Below are 19407 nucleotides of genomic sequence, written 5' to 3'. Positions count from 1 at the left end.
CCTTCCACCAGGAGAAAACGCCATGACGCAGCCCCTCGATTTCGAAATTCCGTCCTCGGTCCGCGACCTTGCCGCGAAGAGCGTCGAGCAGACCCGCGAAGCTTACAACCGCTTCATCGAAGCCGCCCGTCAGGCGAACGATGTGGTGCTGAAGTCGTCGGACGTGTTCGCCAACGGCGCGCGCGAGATCAACGAGAAGGCCGTAAAGTTTACGGAAGCCAATCTTCAGGCGCAGTTCGAGCTGGCTCAGCGTCTCGTCCACGCGAAAGACATCAAGGAAGCGCTCGACATTCAGAACCAGTTCGCTCGCCAGCAGGTCGAAGCCTACGCGCAGCAGGCGCAGGAATTGACGCGCCTCGTCGCGCAGTCCGCGCAGAAGGTCAATCCGACCAACCAGTATTGATCGCGTGGAAGGCCGGGCTAGTGGAGTGAATTTGACGTTTGAGTCCCGCTTGCGGCGAACTCTCGCTCAAACGTCAAAAGCTCCGCTAGCGTCATGGTGTTGCGAGATGTTCTGTTGATCCGACGTTTGCTCGCAAGCGTGCTGCAAACGGGTGCAGAATGTCGGTGTGGTAGAACGGGGCTCGCCTCGCGCCGGTGTCGAGCGTTCAGGACGAATTCGTTGTCGCGAATCGTCATGGACGCTTTTTTATCTCGCCAAGATAATGTGGCTCTCCCGGAACAGCAGCCGTTTCGGGTGCCTCGCGCGACCGGGAACCCTCTGCTCGCGGCAGACGCCACAGAGGGCACGCACCGCCGCAAGCCGCCGAAAGTATGCAATCGCGCCGGTTTTTCAGAAGCCGCGGGTGCGTGTTTCGGCCAACGGCCGACCGTTCTCTGGGGGGGCATCCCGTTTCATTTCCTCGGTTTGCCGTGCGTTGACGCGTCGCCCTTTTCATCGCCGCAATTTCGAAATCACGCCTTGAATTTTGCAACGAAACGCTGTTTATTGCGCACTCCTTCGCCGCTGTAGCTCAGTTGGTTAGAGCACCAGATTGTGGATCTGGGGGTCCCCCGTTCGAGCCGGGGCAGCGGTACCATTCAAATCAAGGGGTTAGGGCAAATCGAAAAAGCCTAACCGAAGCCGGGGACATCACCGGCGACATCAAAGCGGAAGCCTTTGCAGACCCGTGAATCCTCGTTAACGAATGCGGCCTTTCACAGCTTTCGGTGCCGGTGTGGGTAGGGCGGACGGAATGACAAAATTGGACGGAATGAATACTGTCCTTTTGCCGTCGCGCCTCACGTCCAAATCATTGTTCCGGTAGGCTCCGCAGCGCCTGATACCAGCTGCGAGTCCACGGCGGGTCGAGGAACACGTCTTGCGCGCCCGGATGATTGTTCGCCACGAAGAAGCCGTCGCCGAAGCTCGAAATGTAGCAGGGCGTGCGGATCCGGCTCTTCGCAGCATCGCCACGTACTCGCATTTGTCGTCGAGCGCGATCTCCATCGCCTCGCGCACCGGCGTTCCGCGAGATCGAACTCGAGCAGCAGATGGCGCAGACAGGAGAAACCGTCAGGTTTGTCGCATTCAGCCGGCGGCGTCATTGGTCTTGACGCCAAGAAGGCTGAGCAGGCGATGTCGAAGAGCAGAAAACCCCGCAAGACCCTGGTCGCGCGGGCGCGGTAGATCAACCGGCAGATCGGCGGCGATGCGACCGGCCGACAGGACGATGACACGGTCCGCCAGTCGAATGGCTTCGTCCACGTCGTGGGTTACCGCCAGGACGGCCGGTCGATGGGTGCGCCACAACGACAGCACCAGATCGTGCATTTGCAGACGCGTCAACGCGTCCAGAGAGGCGAAGGGCTCGTCAAGCAGGAGAAGATGCGGCTCGCGGACCAACGCGCGGGCCAGAGCCGCCCGTTGCGCTTCGCCGCCCGAAAGCGTCAGCGGCCATGCGTCCAAACGATGGTTCAGGCCGACTTCGCGCAGCGCCCGAACGGCCCGTTCCTGAACGTCAGGCCCCCGCAGGCCAATCGCCACGTTCCGGCGCACGCGCATCCAGGGAAACAGCCGCGGTTCCTGGAAAACCATCGCCCAGGGCTCGGCCACCTCCACCACTCCGACTGGTGCGGGGTCGATACCGGCCAAGGCGCGCAGCAGGGTGGTCTTGCCCGAACCGCTTCGTCCCAGCATGGCGACGAATTCCCCGGCGGAGATATTCAACTCCAGTCGGTCAAGGATGGTGACGTTTCCGAAGGCACGGTTGAGGCCCCTCACTCGAACGGCTGGTGGAGCGAGCGGGACGACCTCAGGAACGGCCAGAGTTTCGTCTCTCACGCTTCGACTCCAACTGGCGCGCGCCAAGCCAAAGCCCGGCGTTCGATGGCTTGGACCAAGGCATTGGTCGAAACGCCCAAGAGGGCATAAACGGTTAATCCGACGAGCATGATGTCGGTCCTCAAGAATTCGCGGGCTTGCAATATCAGGTAGCCGACGCCTTGGGTGGCGTTTATTTGCTCTGCTGCTACGAGGCTAAGCCAGGAAACGGTCAGCGCATGACGTAGTCCGGTCAGGAAGGAGGGCGCGGCTCCCGGCAGCACCACATGGACAATCTGCTCGGTGCGGCTTAGCCCGAAACAAATTCCGGCCTCCATGAGCTTGGAGTCGACCCCACGGATCCCGGATAACAGATTAATATATATAGGAAATATCGTCGCAAGGGCAACCAGGGCAATCTTTGGCATTTCGCCTATGCCAAACCATAGGATGAACAGCGGGACCAGCCCGAGGAACGGCAATGCCCGGGCCGCCTGCACCGGGCCGTCGACGATCCGTCGTCCCCAGTCGCTCAGGCCCGACAGCAGGGCAAGCATCGTCCCAAGGCTCACGCCTAGGGCGAGGCCACTGAGCGCTCTCAGAAATGAGACCGATATATGTGTCAGGAGATCGCCCGATTTCAGCAGGCTCCATCCAGAGGCCAGAACATCCAGGGGGGAGGCGAGAATGTTCTTGCTAATCAGCCCCAGATCGCAGCTGCTCTGCCATATGAGAAGAATGCCGATGAGTGAGAAATTCTTATCGAAAATATTCAATATGCTGCGCAATACGAGGCTCATGACGGTAAGAATCCATTCTTGCGTGCCTGGGCGAACCGGCGCGCATTGCGCGAAGCACCACGGGAGCTAACGAACCATTGCTCGGAGATCGCGGGAAGAGGGAGGCACTTCCATCTTCAGCCAGTCCAGGAAGCGTCGTCCGCTCACCGACAACGTTCGGTTCTTGGGCCATATCAGGAAAAAGGCATTGGGATTGGCCAGGACGAAGTTCGGACCGAGAGGCCTGACCAGTCGTTCCTGAATCAGATCGTTTTCCACCAATGCGAGACTAGCGAGCGCGAGGCCGTGTCCTTGGGCCGCGTATTCGACGGCCAGAGACGGAGTGGGAAAATGGATCCCCCGTGGGAAGCGAGCCAGCCCATAGGCGGCAAACCAGTCGCGCCAGTTGGGCAGCGAGGCATTGTCCGGCCCGACGTGAATGAGCGGCCAATCGGCAATCTGGCGCGGCGTCAAAGTGTGTGGCGATCCGGCGACCATCAATGGAGAGCATACGGGAAAGATGTCCGCGCTCATCAAGTATTCCTGCTCGACATCCGGCCATGTGCCTCTGCCATAGGCGATGGCGAGATCAAAGCCGCCCATATCCCGGCTTAAAAGGTTGTCGGATATATTAAACTTCACGTCAAATCCGTCGTCGTTGGCGTAGAATTTCCCCAGCCGGCTAAGAAACCACCGCTCCAGCATGCGGGGCAACGTCAACCTCAATTCGGTTTTGAGCGGCGATCTTCGCAAGGCCTGGTCGAAGGCCACATGGAGTTGGTCGAATCCGGCGCCAATACCCGGAGCGAGTTTGGCGCCGAAATCGCTCAGGGCAACGCCTTTGGCGGAACGGTGGAACAACTTTACGCCCAGATACCCCTCCAATTCCGTGATATGTCGGCTGATCGCCCCAGGGGTGACCGACAACTCCGCTGCCGCCTTGCTGAAACTGGCATTCCGGGCCGCGGCTTCGAATGCCCGCAATGCATTGAGAGGCGGCAGGCGGCGACGCCGGGAGACTGCGTCCGCGACAACCCAACCTGGTTTCGCATCTATCATGGAGGAAGCTCCTGATTGTGCGTACGCCGCACAGACTGCCATTATATCGCTCATTTCGCGGCTCGCCTGTCGCTTTGTCAATTATAAAAACGATAGATTTTATATACGATACGGTTTCCGGCCGCGTAGTGTTGCGATTGAGACGGGATCGCCGCGCCGTCCGCGGTTACCCGGTCAAGGGCAAGTCCAAGATAAGCATCGCTTCTGCGCATGCCCTTATCGGTGGAGTTGCGACGCAGATTGGTTCACAAAGGCGCTTCAGCTGGAGAGGCAACCAGCTAACGCTCAGTGGCGCTCGCCAGTTCAGCTGGAAGGCGACATTAAGTGGCCAGGGCTCGGGCGCTGTCCGTTGGTGCCGATAGCCTGAGGTCCTGCGGCAGCTATTGCGAAGTTGCTGAATTTCTGAAAGGCCGGCGTCTTTCCCGTAGAGGATGCCGTTAAATCGCTGGCAGAACGTCAAGGATGTCGGGAAACCGGTCTGCCCCGGAAACTGGTCAGTGGTCCGGTTTTAGGCGTCGTAGGGAGGGCAGGACAGGAAGAATCTCCTCTCCGACCCGATCAGCAGGTCTCCTCACCTTTGACGGTAGGGTGAAACCCGGTCACCGACGGCTACGTGCGTGGCTTTGGCTCACGCGCTAACGAACGCTCGCTTAACGCGCTGTCGCGGCCATGATTGAGCAATCCCAGGATCGTCGCGCGATCCATGGGAGAGGCGCGACGGCTCCTAGCTCTCGCTCGCCAGATTGAGTTGGCGGATGGCGCGGTTGTAATCCTCGCGTCCGGCGATTTCATGCATCCGGTCCAGGCGGTAAACAGAATAATCGCTCCAGATCGGGACGTCCCGCTGCTGTTCCCGATTATACTCATTCAGCTTGCTGTCATAGGACTCAATTGCGGCAATCTGGATGGCGGCATTGTAGGTTTCCCGATGCAGGACGGCGGACAGGGGAAGGCGCGGCTTGATGCCGGTTTGTCGGTTGAGGTCGGGGTAGCCGACGCAAAGACCGAACACAGGCAGGACATGCGCAGGCAGGTTGAGGGCGTTGCGTAAGGCGCTCTGATAAAGGCGCAGCGCCCCGATGAAGACAATGCCAAGGCCGAAGGATTCAAAGGTAACCGCAGCGTTCTGTGCGGCGAGAGCGGTGTCGATGACGGCTGTGACCACCGGGTCGAGATTGTCGGGTTCGGGCTGTCCTCGCTCGATGTTTCGGGCTGTGGCGATCTGTTGATGCCGGGCCAGATCAGCCAGCCAAATCAGATAAAGCGGTGCTTCGCGGATCCACGCCTGATCGGCGACTCCGATACATACTTTATCTTTCTGTTCAGCGTTTTCGATGGCCACGACGCTCCATGCCTGCAGATTCAGTGAGGTCGACGCCGACTGGGCCGCCGCCACCGCCGTCTCCAGGATGTCGCTGGGAACCGGCTGCGGCTGGAAGGCGCGGACCGAGCGATGGGACAGCAGAGCCGACGCTAAGGGCGTCCAGTGACGGGGATGGGGGCGATCAATGTCTTGCCGATAGCGTTGCTGCAACAGGATCTCGGCCTGCGCCAGAAGTTCGCTGTCTCCGGCGGCAAAAATATGAGAGGCCGAGAGAGCAGATATAGTCGACTGAGAGAAGCTTGACATGAGAAGACTGCTCCTGATTGGAAATTTAATCCTAACGAATGTCGGAGAATGTCAGATCGACAGCAGCATCGATGTCGATCTTGTTGGTAATCACTCCGGCGGCGAAGAAGGTCTCTTGAATGCGGCTCAAAAGGCTCTTCAGGTCGCCAGCGAGAGGAATCATGCGGGTGTTTTCGCGTTGGATCAGCATCAGGGCTGCGTCTGGCGGCAAACCGGTGTCTCGGGCATAGGCCCGGGCATAGTCCGCCTGGTGTAGTAGGCCCCAAGCGCGAGCCCGCCACACCCGGGCCAAGAAGTCGCGGATAAGGGATTCCTTGGTCCGCAAGGTTGCCTCGGTGCCGACCAATACGCCTACCGACGTCGAAAGCGTGGTGCCACGCAGGATGATTTGCGCATTGTTGTAAAGTTCTTCCATGACCGTGAACGGCCCCCAGGTTGCCCATGCGTCCACGGCGCCGGTACTGAGGGCGGCCTTGCAGTCAGATCGACCCATAAACACCGGGCGGATAGCGTCGATTGCGATGCCCGCTTGCGCTTGGGCAGCCAACAGCAGGAAGTGTCCCATCGAGGCACGGCCCAGGCAAACGGTGTGGCCGCGCAAATCCTCGACGGTACGGAAAGGAGACGCGGCTCGGGCGAGAATAGCCGTGTTTGTGCCGTCGATGCGCCACGCCGCCACCGCCTTGATCGGCAACCCGGTGGTACGGGCGGCGATCAAGCCGCTGTCGCCGACACCCGCGAGATCGACGGCTTGGGCATTGAGAGCCAGCAAGGAATCGTTGACTTCGGCGAACCGATGCCAAGCGATACGATAGCCGACCGGTTGTATTTCGCCGGCAGCCTGCATGAGGGTCTCCAGACCACCGGTATAGTCCGCTATATGCAGTGTCGGTGGTGCACCGAAGCTTGCTCTGACCGTCGCAGCCAGGATGGCAACAACCAGGACGGCCAGTCTTGCGGCAAGGAGGCGGGGTAGCGAGGATATGTTCACGGCGTTTCTCCGGGCATTGTAGTCCTTGCCTACTCGCTAATAGCGATAGGAAAGCTTCAGTAAGGCCGTCATCGGAGGATAGGGAGATGCGACGTACAGGCTTGAATTATATATCCCAAACTGAGACGGTCGCTGATCGAAAATATTCTTCGCCAGCGCACTGATAGTCCAATGTTTGTCTTCGGTGGTATAAGAAGTGCCGAGATCGACGATGCCGAAAGACGGAATGATGATCTCTTTCGTGTTAGCAAGGTCCGAGTAAGACTGCGTCTGGTATTTGATCGCACCATGCAGTTTGAAAGCACCCGGAATATCCAAAGGAACGGTGTAGTCGGCAGTCGATGTAAAGGTCCACCGGGGCGCATTCATCAGCGTGTTGCCCTTGGCATTGGTCCCTGGCCCTAGAACGCCTGCCGCTTCGTCGTAAGTCCCGACCAGATAGCCCGCCGAACCTTTCAATTCCAGCCCTTCCAGAGGCAGTGCGGCGACGACCAATTCGACACCGCTGGAGTGGGCGGATTGGGCATTCCCCGCGAAGAAGGCGTTAGCCGGCGCATTCCAGACAGAAAGCTGCAGATCCCTGTAGTCGTTGTAGAAAACGGCGAGGTTGGCGGTAACGCGACGATCCAGCCAGGAGGTTTTAAGTCCGGTTTCGTAGGTCGTCACCTTCTCCGGCGCGAACGGCGTTGACGCGGCGATCGCCGATAGAAGGGATCGGTCGTATCCGCCGGATTTAGAGCCGTTGGTGATCGAGGCATATTGGAAAATATCCGATGTCCACTTGTAGTCTATGCCGAACTTGGGAGATACTGAATACCATGTTTGATCGGCCGTGATAGCGAAGAACTGGTTGATCGGTTGGTGATCGCTGTCGGTGGCTCCCGCCTCATAGAAAACATCGCGTTTTTCTCCGGTAAAACGGAGGCCAATGGTCCCGGAGAAACGGTCCGTGAATTTGTAGGTGCCCTGACCGAATAGAGCTGCGCTGTCAGTTGTCAGGCGACTTGATCCCCATATTTTGCTGTGAAACACGAGCCTGTCCTGGTCGTAGCGCTCGTGAAACAGAAACAGTCCGCTAACAAAATTGAATTTGTCATAGTCACCGGACAGCTGAAATTCCTGAGAATAATATCGCTCCACCAAGCGATTGGAGCCTTCGCTGATGGAGGTCGGAAGGCCGTCGCTATCATAAACAGCGGGAGTTTCAACAAACGAGCGGGTAGCGGTGATGGATTTCAGCGTCAAGCCATCTCCCAGTCCCTTGCTGACGTTCAACGAGACGCCACCCGTATCGATGCGTCCCGTTGGCTCCAATTCGGAAGCGATAATTCCCGGATCATATCCACCCGGTCGGTTGATTGGCACGCGATAGAAACTTGGGGAATTGTCCCTTCCTCCATCGACGGACAACACGATATCGAGATCGTTAGTTGGTGTGAGGCGAAACTTTCCCCGTAACGATGTCACGTCTTGATCGTTGACGCTGCGGTTCAAGTACTCGTTATAGATAAACCCGTCATGACTCGCATGGGCGAAGCTCAGGCTGGCATAGGCGCGTCCAGGCACCAGGGCGCCGCCGACATAGCCGTGACTTACCAATTGTCCCCAGTTGCCGATGCCGACGTCATAGTAGCCTTCCGTAGTGTCGCCCGGTGTGCGCGTCGTCACCTTGATGGCACCCGCATTGGTGTTGCGCCCGTAAAGGGTACCCTGCGGCCCAACCAGCACTTCCACCCGCTCGGCGTCTCCCAGATCTCCCAGCGTGCCGATAAGACGCGGCATCACCACGTCGTCGACATAAAATCCGACCGCTGGATCCTGATACGGATCATTCTGGCCTATGCCGCGAAACCAGAAACTTTGCGTCGAATTGGTCAGGAATGTTCCGGGATTATTGCTGTTGGGAATCAGCCCCTTCGCATCGCGCAGCGTATTGATGTTCTCTTCCTTCAGTTGATCAGAATCTATGACGGAGATTGATCCGGGCGTCGTCTGGGCTTTGGTTTCCCGCCTTTCGACGGTCACCACGACATCCTGAATGGTGGCCGAGACAACGGTATCGGAAGCGCCGTTATTTGTTTGTGCCAAGGCTGGGCTTTCCAGCGATGTCACAGCGATGGCCGCGACAACAAGGTTAGTTCTCACGATTTTATCGAGATGGTTCTTCATTATAATTTACTCCGCACGAGACGATTACAGAAATGATAATTTTGTTTTGCGCGCACAGTTGGACTGATAAACGCAAACACACATTTTGAAATACATTGTCCAAGCGAATATGCTTATAATCAAGTCACATATTCTCATCGCAAAGCTTGAGAAAAACTCAAAAATGAGCATTGCAACCTTGGATTGTATTTGTACGTCTGTGGAGTAACCTTCTCTATACATGATCGACACGGCGGAGCCAACCCGGTTCTGGCTGGCGAAGCCGAGTAGTCTGCATCAAGCCAGATATGGGCAGCAAGCAAAGCTGGCCGACGCTGTTGGACCAGTGCCCACCCTCAGACTTCAGGAGCGTGATCGTCGCGAAGCCCCGACGAGTTTCCGAGCGGATGTTCCGATCCTGCCGCTCATGCGATGCCGAAAGGGCGGGCGCCGATGCCGCCGTTGCTTTCCCCCACGCGGAGGCGGTTCGTTATTTGAACATTGAATATTGAGTAAATATATGTATATACATATATAAAGCGGCGCTAAGCGGCCCGGATGGGGCCTTCTCGTGTGATGTTTCCTAGGGTCGCGCGAGAACGAATGACACCGCAAGAGAGGACACGAAAGGAGTGGCTGTGCACTGGGCTCACTTTCAATGAGATCGACGCGATGCCAGATGGAACGCAAGGGAGTGTCAATTTTGGCCGCCTTCTGGCGCAGGCTCGTAAGGCAAAAAGCTACAGCCAACTCGACCTGGCGGCCGCGGCGGAGATCTCGCAAAAACATTTGAGCTTTCTTGAGACGGGCCGATCAAGACCCAGCCGGGTCATGCTGGATGTTCTTGCTGAGACCTTGTCCCTGTCGGAAGGTGAGAAATACCAGTTGTTCTCGGCGGCCGGCTTCGCTCTCCATCCACCATCCCACGCGGAAGCTCATTCGCAGACGCTCGCCGGAATAGCGCTCATTCTCCGAAGCGCGGAGCCTTTCCCGGCTGTTGTGTTCGATCGGCTCTGGCATATTGTCATGATGAACCGTCCTTATGGCGCCTTCATCGAGCAACTGACCGGTGGCCGCATCGTCCTTGGGCAAGCCTATACGTTGCTTCCCGAGCCGCGCGTCAATCTGGTCGAAGCGACGATCGGCTCCGACTATTATATGTCGCGTGTTCTGTCATGGCGCGAAACGATCGCTTCCGAGCTGTTACGCGTTCGATGGGACGTTTTGAACGACCCGGATCCGCGACGCCATGTCTGGTGGTCGCATGTGGTCAAGGGCGTGAATTCGTTCCGCCCGCTCAGCGATCTGGATCTGGGTGAAGCCGTCAGCAGCTACAAGCCGTTGGTTCCGGTCACGATGCAGATGGGACCGGAAACTGCCCATCTGTTCAATAGCGTGATGCGGCTCCATACCAACGGCGAGGCCGGCTTGTCCGGTCTTCGCGTCAAGATCTATTATCCGCTGGATGACCGTGCGGAACAGGTTGTGCGCGAGCACACCTTTCCTCAGACCAAAGTGTCGGCGAGCGGCGGACGAGCGCCCGAAAAGCCCGTGACCGTATCGAAGGCCCTAGCGACATGAAATAACAACGCTTCATGCCGTTTCGCGGCAATGATCTGACACCCCACTGGCAATCCTTCCGCCGTGAAGCCTGCCGGCATCGCCATCGCGGGATGGCCGCTAAGGTTGAAAAGCGCGGTGAAACCGATATCCGACGCCGAGACGGGCCAGCCCTTCTCGGAGTCAACCGCCTTCACGCGGTCGACTCGCGGCGGAGCGAAAGGTTGGATCGGAGCCAGGATCAGATCGACCTCAGCGAACAGATCGTCTATCGCAGAACAAAGGCGTCGTCTCCGAACGACTGATGCCTCGATCATGCCGGCTCCGATCGTCCCCCCGAAGGCGATCAATTTTTGCAATCCGGGCGATACGGGCGCCCCTCGCCCGGCATGGACTGCGGCAGCCTCCGGAGCGCAAAGGTGAAGCCAGACTTCGGTGGCTTCGTGCCAAGACGGAAGCTGAACCGTCTTTACCGTCATGCCCAATGCCACGAACACAGCTACGGCCTCTTCCAGAGCGCGGGATATAACTGGCTCCACATCCCTGCCGTTCCAATCCGGATCGATTCCGACCCGAACCGGTTCGATACGATCGCCGAAATCATCCTGAGACCGACGGGGCGCTTTCGTAAGCGCGTTGAAGAGCGCTTCCAGATCCGCAGGCGAGCGTGCCATCGGTCCTATGTTGTCGAGCGACGGCGCCAGTGGGAAGGCTCCCGCCGTATTGATAGCGCCAATGGTCGGTTTCAAGCCGAACAAATTGTTAGCCGCGCTCGGATGGCGGACCGAACCTCCGCTGTCAGTCCCGACCGCCGCGAAGCAAAGTCTTGCCGCAGTGGCTACGCCGGGGCCGCTGGAGGATGCGCCAGGCCAGTAGTCCCGATTCCAGGGATTGCGAGGCTGCCCAATGGCCGGATCATGCAGGCCGAAGCAGCCTTCGGGAAGGTTGAGCTTGCCAAGGAGCACAAGCCCATGCCGCTTCAGGCGGACGACGGCAGCGGCATCGCGGGGCGGATCGTCCACTGTCAGTCGCGCCGCTCCGTTCGTTGTGGCAATCCCTTTCGTTGCCAGTGAATCCTTCAAAGCGATCGGCACGCCGTGCAGCGGTCCCCGAACAAAGCCGGCGGCGAACTCCGCGTCGGCCCGGTGTGCCTGCGCTAGGGCCTCCGACGCAGATACGTTGACATAGCTTCTAAGGTCGCGATCCAAGGCGGCAATACGGTCCAACATATGCTCGACGACATCGGTGGCCCGCAATTGACGACACTGCAGCGCCTTCGCCAACCGAAGCGCAGTCCAGTCGTGAAGCGGTTCACTCATGGCGCAATCTCAAGCTTTGGTTCGCGTCAGCGCTCCGTCGTCGCATCTTCCAACATACTATGTTTCGCCTTGTTGCCGTGGGAAAGCAGACGCGCTGCAATCGCCGAGCCGATAGCAGCAATGGCTGCCAGAAACAAACCGCCTGCAAGAACGTTTGTGTCCCGGCTCTCTGTGATGCTCATAAGCCAGATGCCGAAAGCTGCGGATGAAAAGAGGATCGACATGTTCCACGCTAACGCGACTGACGTCATGTCTACAGGTGCCAAGTTGGATATGAGAGTCTGTTGGTTGGTATCGAACGCACCCGCGGCTACGAACCAAAGCAAAATCGCACCGAGGGCAACGATCAAAAAAACCTCGGACAGCGCTACCGCCATCGTCACAAAGAGCAGCAGCGACCAGATCGGAAGAAGCCATGACTCCGTCATGCCTCGCCAACGCAGGCGATCTCCGACCGCGCCTGCGATGTTGGCCCCTAAGAACGTACCGACACCGCTCAACACTCCGATGAAACCAAGTTGGACTGTCGTCAGGCCATAATGCAGACGCAGAATTTCCGCGAGATAAGTATAGGCGCCAAGATTTGCTGCGTGGAAGAAAAAGGTCGCCGGTAACATCAGGCGCAAGGATTTATCGGTCCAAATCAGAGTCAGAGCGCGATATCGAACGGCTCGGTCGCCTTGGCGGGGCGTCCCGGACAGCATGTACCATGACAGCACAGCCGTGACCAAAGAGAGGATCACGATGAGGGTGAAGGAGACACGCCACCCAGCGGTGGCCGCTATGAATGCGCCGAGCGGAACGCCGGCGACCTGACCGAGCGCAAAGCTTCCCATCCCGAAGCCGATCGCGGTTCCGCGGATATCATCCCTCGCGGTATGAGCGATGTATGTCCAACTCGCCGGTCCCGCTATCGCTATGCCCAGTCCGGCAACGGCGCGCCCTGCGACCAGAACGAGGAAATGCGAGGCAATAGCCGAGAGCAAATTACCCATTGCGAAGATCACTATTCCGCTGACAATCAGCCGCCTTGCGCCGAACCGGTTGTAACCGAGACCGATCAGCGGGCCTAGAACAGCCTGAACCAATACGTAGGCTGTCACGGTGGAGGCTGCGGTCGAAACGGGAACTTGAAAATACTCCGAAAGCAGCGGGAGCAGGGGCGAGATCAGGTACATCTCGGCACCAGCAAGAAAAAACAGCATGTAAAGCGTCGAAAAGGGAACCAGGGCCGATCTGCGCCCGATGCGGCTGAGGTCGTTTGAGGAAGGCTGGTGCATTTTCTTGCGTGACGCCCCTCAGACAGCGAAGGTCGGGCGGTAGATGCGAAGCCAGGCATCGAAATTTAGCGCCAGCTCTGCCCCGACATTACTGATGAAAGGGCCGTTCTCCCCGTGAAGCGCGGCCTGCTCCAGACGTCGGACATCGAAAATCTCGCCAAGATCCCCAATCGGTTCCACCAGCCGTTGCGCCAATTGTCGGCGCAGAAGTGCCCCATATGCGGTGCTCCGTGTGGTAGGGTACGGAACCTTCTTCCGATGGATCACCGACTGAGGCAACAGATCGGCCGCCGCCGATTTGAGCAGACCCTTCACTTGCCCCTCCCGGGTCTTATCCTTCCACGGAAGAGGGGCGACAAGCTGGACGAGACGGGGGTCGCAATAGGGAACCCTCACCTCGATTCCCGCTGCCATGCTCATCCGATCCTTCCTGTCCAGCAATGTCGGTAGAAAGCGCGTCAAGCCGAGATGGACGATTTGCTGCATTCGCGCCTCGCGATCGTCGGAGCGCTCCTCGGCCGGAACTTCTGCGAGCGCGGCTTGATAGTTATCGGCGACGTATTGCTCAATTTTGAGATGCTGCTTCAGGTCGTCGCGGAAATACCCCAGGATCCGCCGATGCAGATCGCCGTGGGCGGGGGACGCAGCCATCCACGGAAAGGTCTCCGCCGTAACTGAAACCGAATCATGAAACCAGCGGTATCCTCCGAAGATTTCATCGGCGGCTTCGCCCGACAAAGCGACCTTCGACGTCCCGTTGATCGCTTTCGACAGGAGATGGAGGCTCATGTCGAGATCGCCGATGCCGATCGGCATGTCCCGCGCGCGAACGCAGGTTTCACGCACGGCCTCGGATGCCATCGTCTCCGGGGTCAAGGAAGCGCGCGTATGGGCCACACCCAGATGATTGACGACCTGGGTGACGAAAGGAGCGTCGTCGTCGCCGGAAAATTTATCCCCGAAGTCCAGGGAGAACGACCGCATCGGAGCGGCACTACCTCCGATGCGATGAGCCAGCGCCGTCAGCACGCTGGAGTCCAGTCCTCCCGACAACAAGGTGCAAAGCGGCACATCGGCGATCATTTGCCGCTCGACGATATCTTCCAGCAGGCTTCGGATCATGTCCGGCGTCGGCTTCTCCTCACCGAGGTTGGTCCATGGCGACCAATATCGTGTCTCTTCCCGCCCGGTCTCGGTGATGCGCAGCACATGGCCCGGCCGCACCTCAAGCATCCCGCAATAGGGTGTGCGGCCAGGAATTTTGAGAAGCGGAAGGAGTAACTGGGCTAATCCTTCTTCATCGATTTTCGGTTTTACGGCTTCATGAGCGAAGAGAGCCTTGGGTTCGGAACCAAAAATAACGCCAGTCTTCGCCGGATAGTAATAGAGCGGCTTTATTCCCAAGTGATCGCGCGCCAGCCACAATTCCCGCCGCTCGATGTCCCATATCGCAAATGCGTACATGCCATTGAAATAGTTCAGGCATTTCGGCCCCCACGCGATCCACGCCAGGAGAATGACCTCGGTATCGCCGCGCGTATGAAAATCATATCCGAGATCTTGCAGTTCTTTGCGTAACTCCTTGTAATTATACAATTCGCCATTGTAGACGAGGACCGCCGCCGTCCGGCCGTTGCGCTCGTAGGCCAGGGGTTGCCGGCTGCCTTCAGGGTCAATGATGGCAAGGCGCCGATGGCCCAATGCGACATGCTCACCGCGCCAATAGCCGACACCATCCGGCCCTCTGGCCGCGAGTGTCTCGGTCATACGTTCGAGTGTGAATATATCGGTGTCTTTTTGGGTGTAATCGACCCACCCGGCAATTCCGCACATAAGTCGCCCTCCTGGCAGGATCAGCGGATACTGACGCGATAGGTCTGCAGCCATTGATTGACGTTAAGCAGAAAAGATAGTCCCGCTGTTTGGCTTGCCGCGCTCCTCGGGCTCGGGAGGGGAACCCCATCGTTCAGGAAAGCCCTGACCTTGAAGGGCTCCACAAGTTCGAAGACCGGCGCGCTGGGCGTCGCCAAAAGATCGTCTACGCGCTCGCGCAAGGACTGCTGGTATCTGACATCAGGATTGGCGGGAAAGGCGCTTTTGCGCCGGGTAAAGACGGACCTCGGCAGGAGGTCTGCCACGGCGCGACGCAATAACGTCTTTTCGATGCCGTCCGAATTTTTTGCATTCCAGGGAAGCATCCAGACATATTCGACAAGGCGGTGGTCGCAGTACGGGACACGGGCTTCGACCCCCGCCGCCATGCTCATTCGGTCGTTGCGGTCCAGCAGGGCCGGCAGCCATCGCGTCAAGGCGAGATACCCGATTTTTCTCAGCCGCACATCGTGCGGTGACTCGCCGGTAAAAGATGCCGCCTCCGCCAGCGCCTCGTGATAACGCTCCTTCATATAGGTTGCCGGCTGCACCGTCCGTTCGATGTCGTCCCTGAGAAGAATCGACGGGGTGGATCGTCCCTGCATCCAGGGGAAACCTTCAAATTCCAACGCATGCTCGTCGTGGAAGTAAGGATAGCCGCCAAACACCTCGTCGGCGGCTTCGCCGGACAGCACGACGGTCGCATGCGGCCGTATCTGCTCCATCAGCAGATAGAGCGAGATATCCATCTCTCCCCAACCGGGGAGATCGCGCGCGCGAAGTACGACTTCCTCGTGCTTTTGGGCGTCCTCCGGCTTAACGAGAACTGTCGTGTGATGGCTGCCGATATGGCTGGACACTTCTCGCGCATAAGGTTCGTCGTGGCTATCGTGCCATGCATTGCGTTGGGAAAGCCCGGCGCTGTCTGGAAAATCCACGGAAAAGGTCGACAACCGATGGCCGGTGCCCAGTTTCCGAGCGGCCAGAGCGCTGATCGCACTCGAATCGAGCCCGCCGGACAGCAAACCGCCGAGCGCGACGTCAGACATCATCTGATGTTCGACGATGTCTTCGAGCAATTCCCGAACATGGGCCGTCGCTCTCTCCGGTCCGTCGTTCACTTGCCCAGTGGGAAGAGACCAGTAGAGATTGTCGCGGAACCCGCTCTCCGAGACCTTGAGGGCGTGGCCCGGTTTCACTTGCTGGAGGCCGCGATATACCCCGTGGCCAGGCGTAGGGGCGCTGGCAACGACGAAGATCTCCGCGATGCCGGAGGTATCGACTTCCGCAACCGCGTGCGGATGGGCGAGGATCGCCTTGGGCTCGGATGCGAAGATCAGTCCGTTTTGCGTCGGGTAATAGTAGAGGGGCTTGATGCCGAAATGATCTCTGACAAGCCACAGTTCGCGACGCCGGATGTCCCAGATGGCGAAAGCGAACATTCCGTTAAGCTTGGCAAAGGCGGCTGTTCCCCAGTGGAGAAAAGCCCGAAGGATGACTTCCGTGTCCGACCGCGTGCGGAAGAGATGGCCGTGCAGGGTCAATTCCGCTCGCAGTTCACGGAAGTTGTAGATTTCTCCGCCATAGGTGATGACCGCCAACGGTTCCTCGCTGTCGCCAACCACCATCGGTTGCGCACCGCCGCGCAGATCGATGATCGACAGACGGCGATGACCGAAAGCCACCTGTTCCGCGGTCCAGATGCCCTCGTCATCCGGACCGCGCCGCGTCAATGTCCGCGTCATATCGAAAACTGTATTGGCCTCGCGACTGAGGTCGCGTTTCCAATCTACCCAGCCGACGATTCCGCACATGTTGTCTGTCCCGATTTTTGTGATGTGGCCGACTTGTAAATTCGCCATTCACAGCCGTGATGCGTACCGTCGCTGATAAGCTGGTATTGGGATTGATATCCCTTCGCAGCGGCATTCGATGCGATCGCCTTGGTGCAGTATTCGCAAGGCGAGCGAAGCGTGATTGGAACACCACGGGCGCGCGCCTTCTCGCGATAATCCCAGATCGCGCAATGGGAAATGGCGATTTCCGCCTCGGCATAGCCGGTGCTGCGCAGATCGTATTCAGAATCATAAAGTGCGGCCTGACGGGCAATTCGGTTTGCCACGTCGGCTGCCCCGCCGCCCTGGCCAACTTCCAGCCTCTCATGGACCCAGGCGTTGACACGGGTCCAGTTCGCGAGTTCGTCATGACCGCACCGGGCGATAAGGAATTTCTCGCAAAGCGCCTGCGCGCGAAAAAAGATCTGCATCCAGGCATTGGCGTCCTCGGCTCCCGATGCGGGGAGATTGGAGAAAATGTCGCTCTGGACTGCCAGCCAGTCGAAGATGACCGACGGCTCACGTTTTTCGATGAGGTGGACTGTCATCCCGAAGACGGCTTCCGCCAGACGTTGTTGCCATAATTGGCTGCGCTCAATGTCGCTGACAGACAGACGACCCGTCAGCAACATCGTTTTGGCCGATACGGCCGCGGCGTCGTTGAATGCGCTCATCATCCTGAACTCTCCTTTCAGCGTTGAGACGGGTTGCAGCCGCGCCTCCTCAACGGCGGCAGACGCTTGATCTGAGTGGAGCGACCGGGGTGAGGGAGGCGTGCGCGATCAGCGCGGCGATGACGACCGTCACGGCGTCGCCGTTCAGATGCGCAAGGGTAGACCATGAATATCTTCGCGATAGCGTGTGGCATCCGATTCCTCGCAGTTCAACGACTGGCGCTCAAACTGGTATTCATAGCCAAACACATTTTTACAGCCAGGAGCGGCCAGCACATGCAAGAATACTCCACGTCTTCAGACAACTAGGTAGACTACGTTACACACATAACAAAATGTGCTCCGCCAGCTTCTACAAGCGTAGACAAAGCCATGGGATCAAGTCAATTACCTGCCGGGTAATATCGGCCTGTGTTATGCATCTCAATCAGCACACACAAGCATTTCTCGTCGCCACTTTAGCATCGACGTAGCAATACAAAACGAATTAAAATCGCCATATACATGAATGACTAAGACATAATGTTGTCCTAAAAGGAAATCATTAGGTTGCCTTCAGCTCAAAACGCTCAATGTTGTAACAGATTTTTTCTCTGCATCGTTAGGCGATCAACCAAGTCACGGCCTCGCTCGGCTATCATTCTGACCGGAATCGCACGAAGACATCTCGCCAGCTCGGCGTCCAATGCGTAATTCTTCCAAAGCAACCGTTTTTAATTATCTGCATTGCGGCAGCTAACACGAAGATCATCGCGAGAATTCGAGTGGAGTCTGGAAAACATTATCCGAATTCACGCGAAATACGCTTCTTGAAAGCTACGACTTCGCACTTCGAGTCTGATTTCAAGGTTCTCCTCACCGGAGGGCGGGCGACATCTCGCTTTACGCGAAGGACTGGACCCCGACCGGCCTGTCGCGCATTATGAATCATAGACCGCGACATCCTCGCCTAGTCGGCTTCAGAGGCATCAATATTAGACAATCTTGAGGTGTGGCCGAGTCATAAAAGCAAATCTACGAAACGAGGTGCCCAATCCTGGAGTATCGGTATAAACTCGCGGACCAGACGAGCCTTGTCCAGCCGACCGACATGAGAACTCATGTTTAACGCCGCGACGGCGTTTCCCCTACGGTCGCGCAATATAACGCTCGCTCCTAGTATCCCATCTTCTAGTTCTTGATCAATGACGGCATAATTGTTGCGGCCGGCCTCCCGTATCACTGCCATTAGCTGATCCGGGTCGGTGATTGTGTTTGCGGTGTAGGCGCGACGTTCGATTCGATGCAGGTACGCTGACAGTTCGGCGTCAGACAGATCTGAAAGCAACAAACGGCCTGAACTGGATAAATAAGCCGGAATGCGGTCTTCCAGCTTGGCGAGATACACCATGCGCCGTCCCGCTGCATCGGAGCGCGCGAGGAATAACACGTCTTCCCCATCAAGTACCGACACCGAGATGGTCTCACCTACAAGGCGGGATAGTTGGTCAAGATAAGGCTGTAGGCTGCGGTCGAAGCCAATGGACGAAAAATAGGAGAAGCCTAGACTGAGGATTCGGGGGGTCAACTCAAACTTCCGCTCATTCACGACCGCAGCAAGCCCAAGGTCCACCAATGTGAGAAGCAGGCGTCGGGCCACAGCCCGATCTAAACCCGTCCGCGTCGCCACCTCCGCCAAAGTCATGCGCGGGGACTCCGGTCCGAATGCCTGGATGACCGACAGGCCGCGAGCAAACGCCGTGACGAAGGTCTGTCCATTTGTCGTGCCGTTTTGCTCGGGCATGGCGGGCTCTCATAAATCTTGCCAAGGCGGCTATCGTAAAATCCAGGGAGAAAGATCCGTCTTCGGCGATGGTTGGCACATGTGACTGCGAATGTGAGCGGTTCCCGGCTTCAGTCTATCGGAACAGGCACTCGCCGTGATATCGACCTGAGCATGCCCTCCGTGGTCACGAGGGGATGTCCTACTCCGATGGTCGGCATGAACGAAAATCACC

15 protein-coding genes and 1 tRNA gene are annotated in these 19407 nt (G+C 58.0%); 3 read left to right on the top strand and 13 right to left on the bottom strand.

From position 1 onward, the window contains the following. Positions 1 to 22: 22 nt before the first annotated feature. Together QM659_RS04170 and QM659_RS04165 are read left to right on the top strand one after the other, a co-directional pair. Positions 23 to 403, top strand: a complete 381-nt coding sequence (locus tag QM659_RS04170) for a phasin family protein (RefSeq protein WP_303486610.1) — start codon at positions 23 to 25, stop codon at positions 401 to 403. Positions 404 to 963: 560 nt separating this feature from the next. Then, a tRNA-His gene (locus tag QM659_RS04165) sits at positions 964 to 1040 on the top strand. A gap of 213 nt (positions 1041 to 1253) precedes the next feature. Here the strand turns inward: QM659_RS04165 and QM659_RS04160 are convergent. The 7 genes from QM659_RS04160 to QM659_RS04130 all read right to left on the bottom strand — a co-directional run bounded on the left by QM659_RS04160 (position 1254) and on the right by QM659_RS04130 (position 8891). Continuing rightward, a complete protein-coding gene (locus QM659_RS04160; RefSeq protein ID WP_415187481.1) occupies positions 1254 to 1427 on the bottom strand; it encodes a hypothetical protein in 174 nt (57 codons plus the stop codon). Positions 1428 to 1531: 104 nt separating this feature from the next. Continuing rightward, positions 1532 to 2284, bottom strand: coding sequence for an ABC transporter ATP-binding protein (locus tag QM659_RS04155; protein WP_415187480.1), 753 nt, complete (start codon positions 2282 to 2284; stop codon positions 1532 to 1534). Continuing rightward, positions 2281 to 3063: an ABC transporter permease gene (locus QM659_RS04150; protein ID WP_415187479.1), complete on the bottom strand. Its 783-nt coding sequence runs from the start codon at positions 3061 to 3063 to the stop codon at positions 2281 to 2283. Before QM659_RS04150 ends, QM659_RS04155 begins: the two co-directional genes overlap by 4 nt. Positions 3064 to 3129: 66 nt before the next feature. Beyond that, on the bottom strand, positions 3130 to 4101 hold the full coding sequence (locus QM659_RS04145; protein WP_415187478.1) for a LysR substrate-binding domain-containing protein: 972 nt from the start codon (positions 4099 to 4101) through the stop codon (positions 3130 to 3132). Positions 4102 to 4825: 724 nt separating this feature from the next. Continuing rightward, the gene (locus tag QM659_RS04140) at positions 4826 to 5731 is read right to left on the bottom strand and encodes a nitroreductase family protein (RefSeq protein ID WP_415187477.1); all 906 of its coding nucleotides are present in this window, start codon (positions 5729 to 5731) and stop codon (positions 4826 to 4828) included. Positions 5732 to 5762: 31 nt separating this feature from the next. Continuing rightward, positions 5763 to 6578, bottom strand: coding sequence for an ABC transporter substrate-binding protein (locus tag QM659_RS04135; RefSeq protein WP_415187476.1), 816 nt, complete (start codon positions 6576 to 6578; stop codon positions 5763 to 5765). 180 nt (positions 6579 to 6758) lie between these two features. After that, positions 6759 to 8891: a TonB-dependent receptor gene (locus QM659_RS04130; RefSeq protein WP_415187475.1), complete on the bottom strand. Its 2133-nt coding sequence runs from the start codon at positions 8889 to 8891 to the stop codon at positions 6759 to 6761. 582 nt (positions 8892 to 9473) lie between these two features. Between QM659_RS04130 and QM659_RS04125 the strand changes: the two genes are divergently transcribed. Continuing rightward, positions 9474 to 10451, top strand: a complete 978-nt coding sequence (locus tag QM659_RS04125; protein WP_415187474.1) for a helix-turn-helix domain-containing protein — start codon at positions 9474 to 9476, stop codon at positions 10449 to 10451. On the opposite strand, the gene QM659_RS04120 is transcribed toward QM659_RS04125, so the two are convergent. The 6 genes from QM659_RS04120 to QM659_RS04095 form a co-directional block, all read right to left on the bottom strand. Further along, the gene (locus tag QM659_RS04120; RefSeq protein WP_415187473.1) at positions 10376 to 11749 is read right to left on the bottom strand and encodes an amidase; all 1374 of its coding nucleotides are present in this window, start codon (positions 11747 to 11749) and stop codon (positions 10376 to 10378) included. The genes QM659_RS04125 and QM659_RS04120 overlap by 76 nt on opposite strands. Positions 11750 to 11775: 26 nt before the next feature. Beyond that, entirely contained in the window at positions 11776 to 13029 is a 1254-nt protein-coding gene (locus QM659_RS04115; protein WP_415187472.1) for an MFS transporter, read from the bottom strand. 18 nt (positions 13030 to 13047) lie between these two features. Beyond that, positions 13048 to 14862 (bottom strand): asparagine synthase (glutamine-hydrolyzing), encoded by a 1815-nt coding sequence (asnB, locus tag QM659_RS04110; protein WP_415187471.1) that lies wholly within the window; start codon positions 14860 to 14862, stop codon positions 13048 to 13050. Positions 14863 to 14882: 20 nt separating this feature from the next. Further along, positions 14883 to 16715: an asparagine synthase (glutamine-hydrolyzing) gene (gene asnB / locus QM659_RS04105; protein ID WP_415187470.1), complete on the bottom strand. Its 1833-nt coding sequence runs from the start codon at positions 16713 to 16715 to the stop codon at positions 14883 to 14885. Beyond that, positions 16691 to 17410 (bottom strand): hypothetical protein, encoded by a 720-nt coding sequence (locus QM659_RS04100; RefSeq protein WP_415187469.1) that lies wholly within the window; start codon positions 17408 to 17410, stop codon positions 16691 to 16693. The genes asnB (QM659_RS04105) and QM659_RS04100 overlap by 25 nt, the downstream gene beginning before the upstream one ends. A gap of 1000 nt (positions 17411 to 18410) precedes the next feature. Then, the gene (locus QM659_RS04095) at positions 18411 to 19193 is read right to left on the bottom strand and encodes an IclR family transcriptional regulator C-terminal domain-containing protein (protein WP_415187468.1); all 783 of its coding nucleotides are present in this window, start codon (positions 19191 to 19193) and stop codon (positions 18411 to 18413) included. Between the last annotated feature and the right edge of the window lie 214 nt (positions 19194 to 19407).

It is taken from the genome of Rhodomicrobium sp., from assembly GCF_047605405.1.
Classification (GTDB): domain Bacteria; phylum Pseudomonadota; class Alphaproteobacteria; order Rhizobiales; family Rhodomicrobiaceae; genus Rhodomicrobium; species Rhodomicrobium lacus.
The sequence above is the reverse complement of the archived record's forward strand: the minus strand, read 5'-3'. Positions and strand labels throughout refer to the sequence as shown.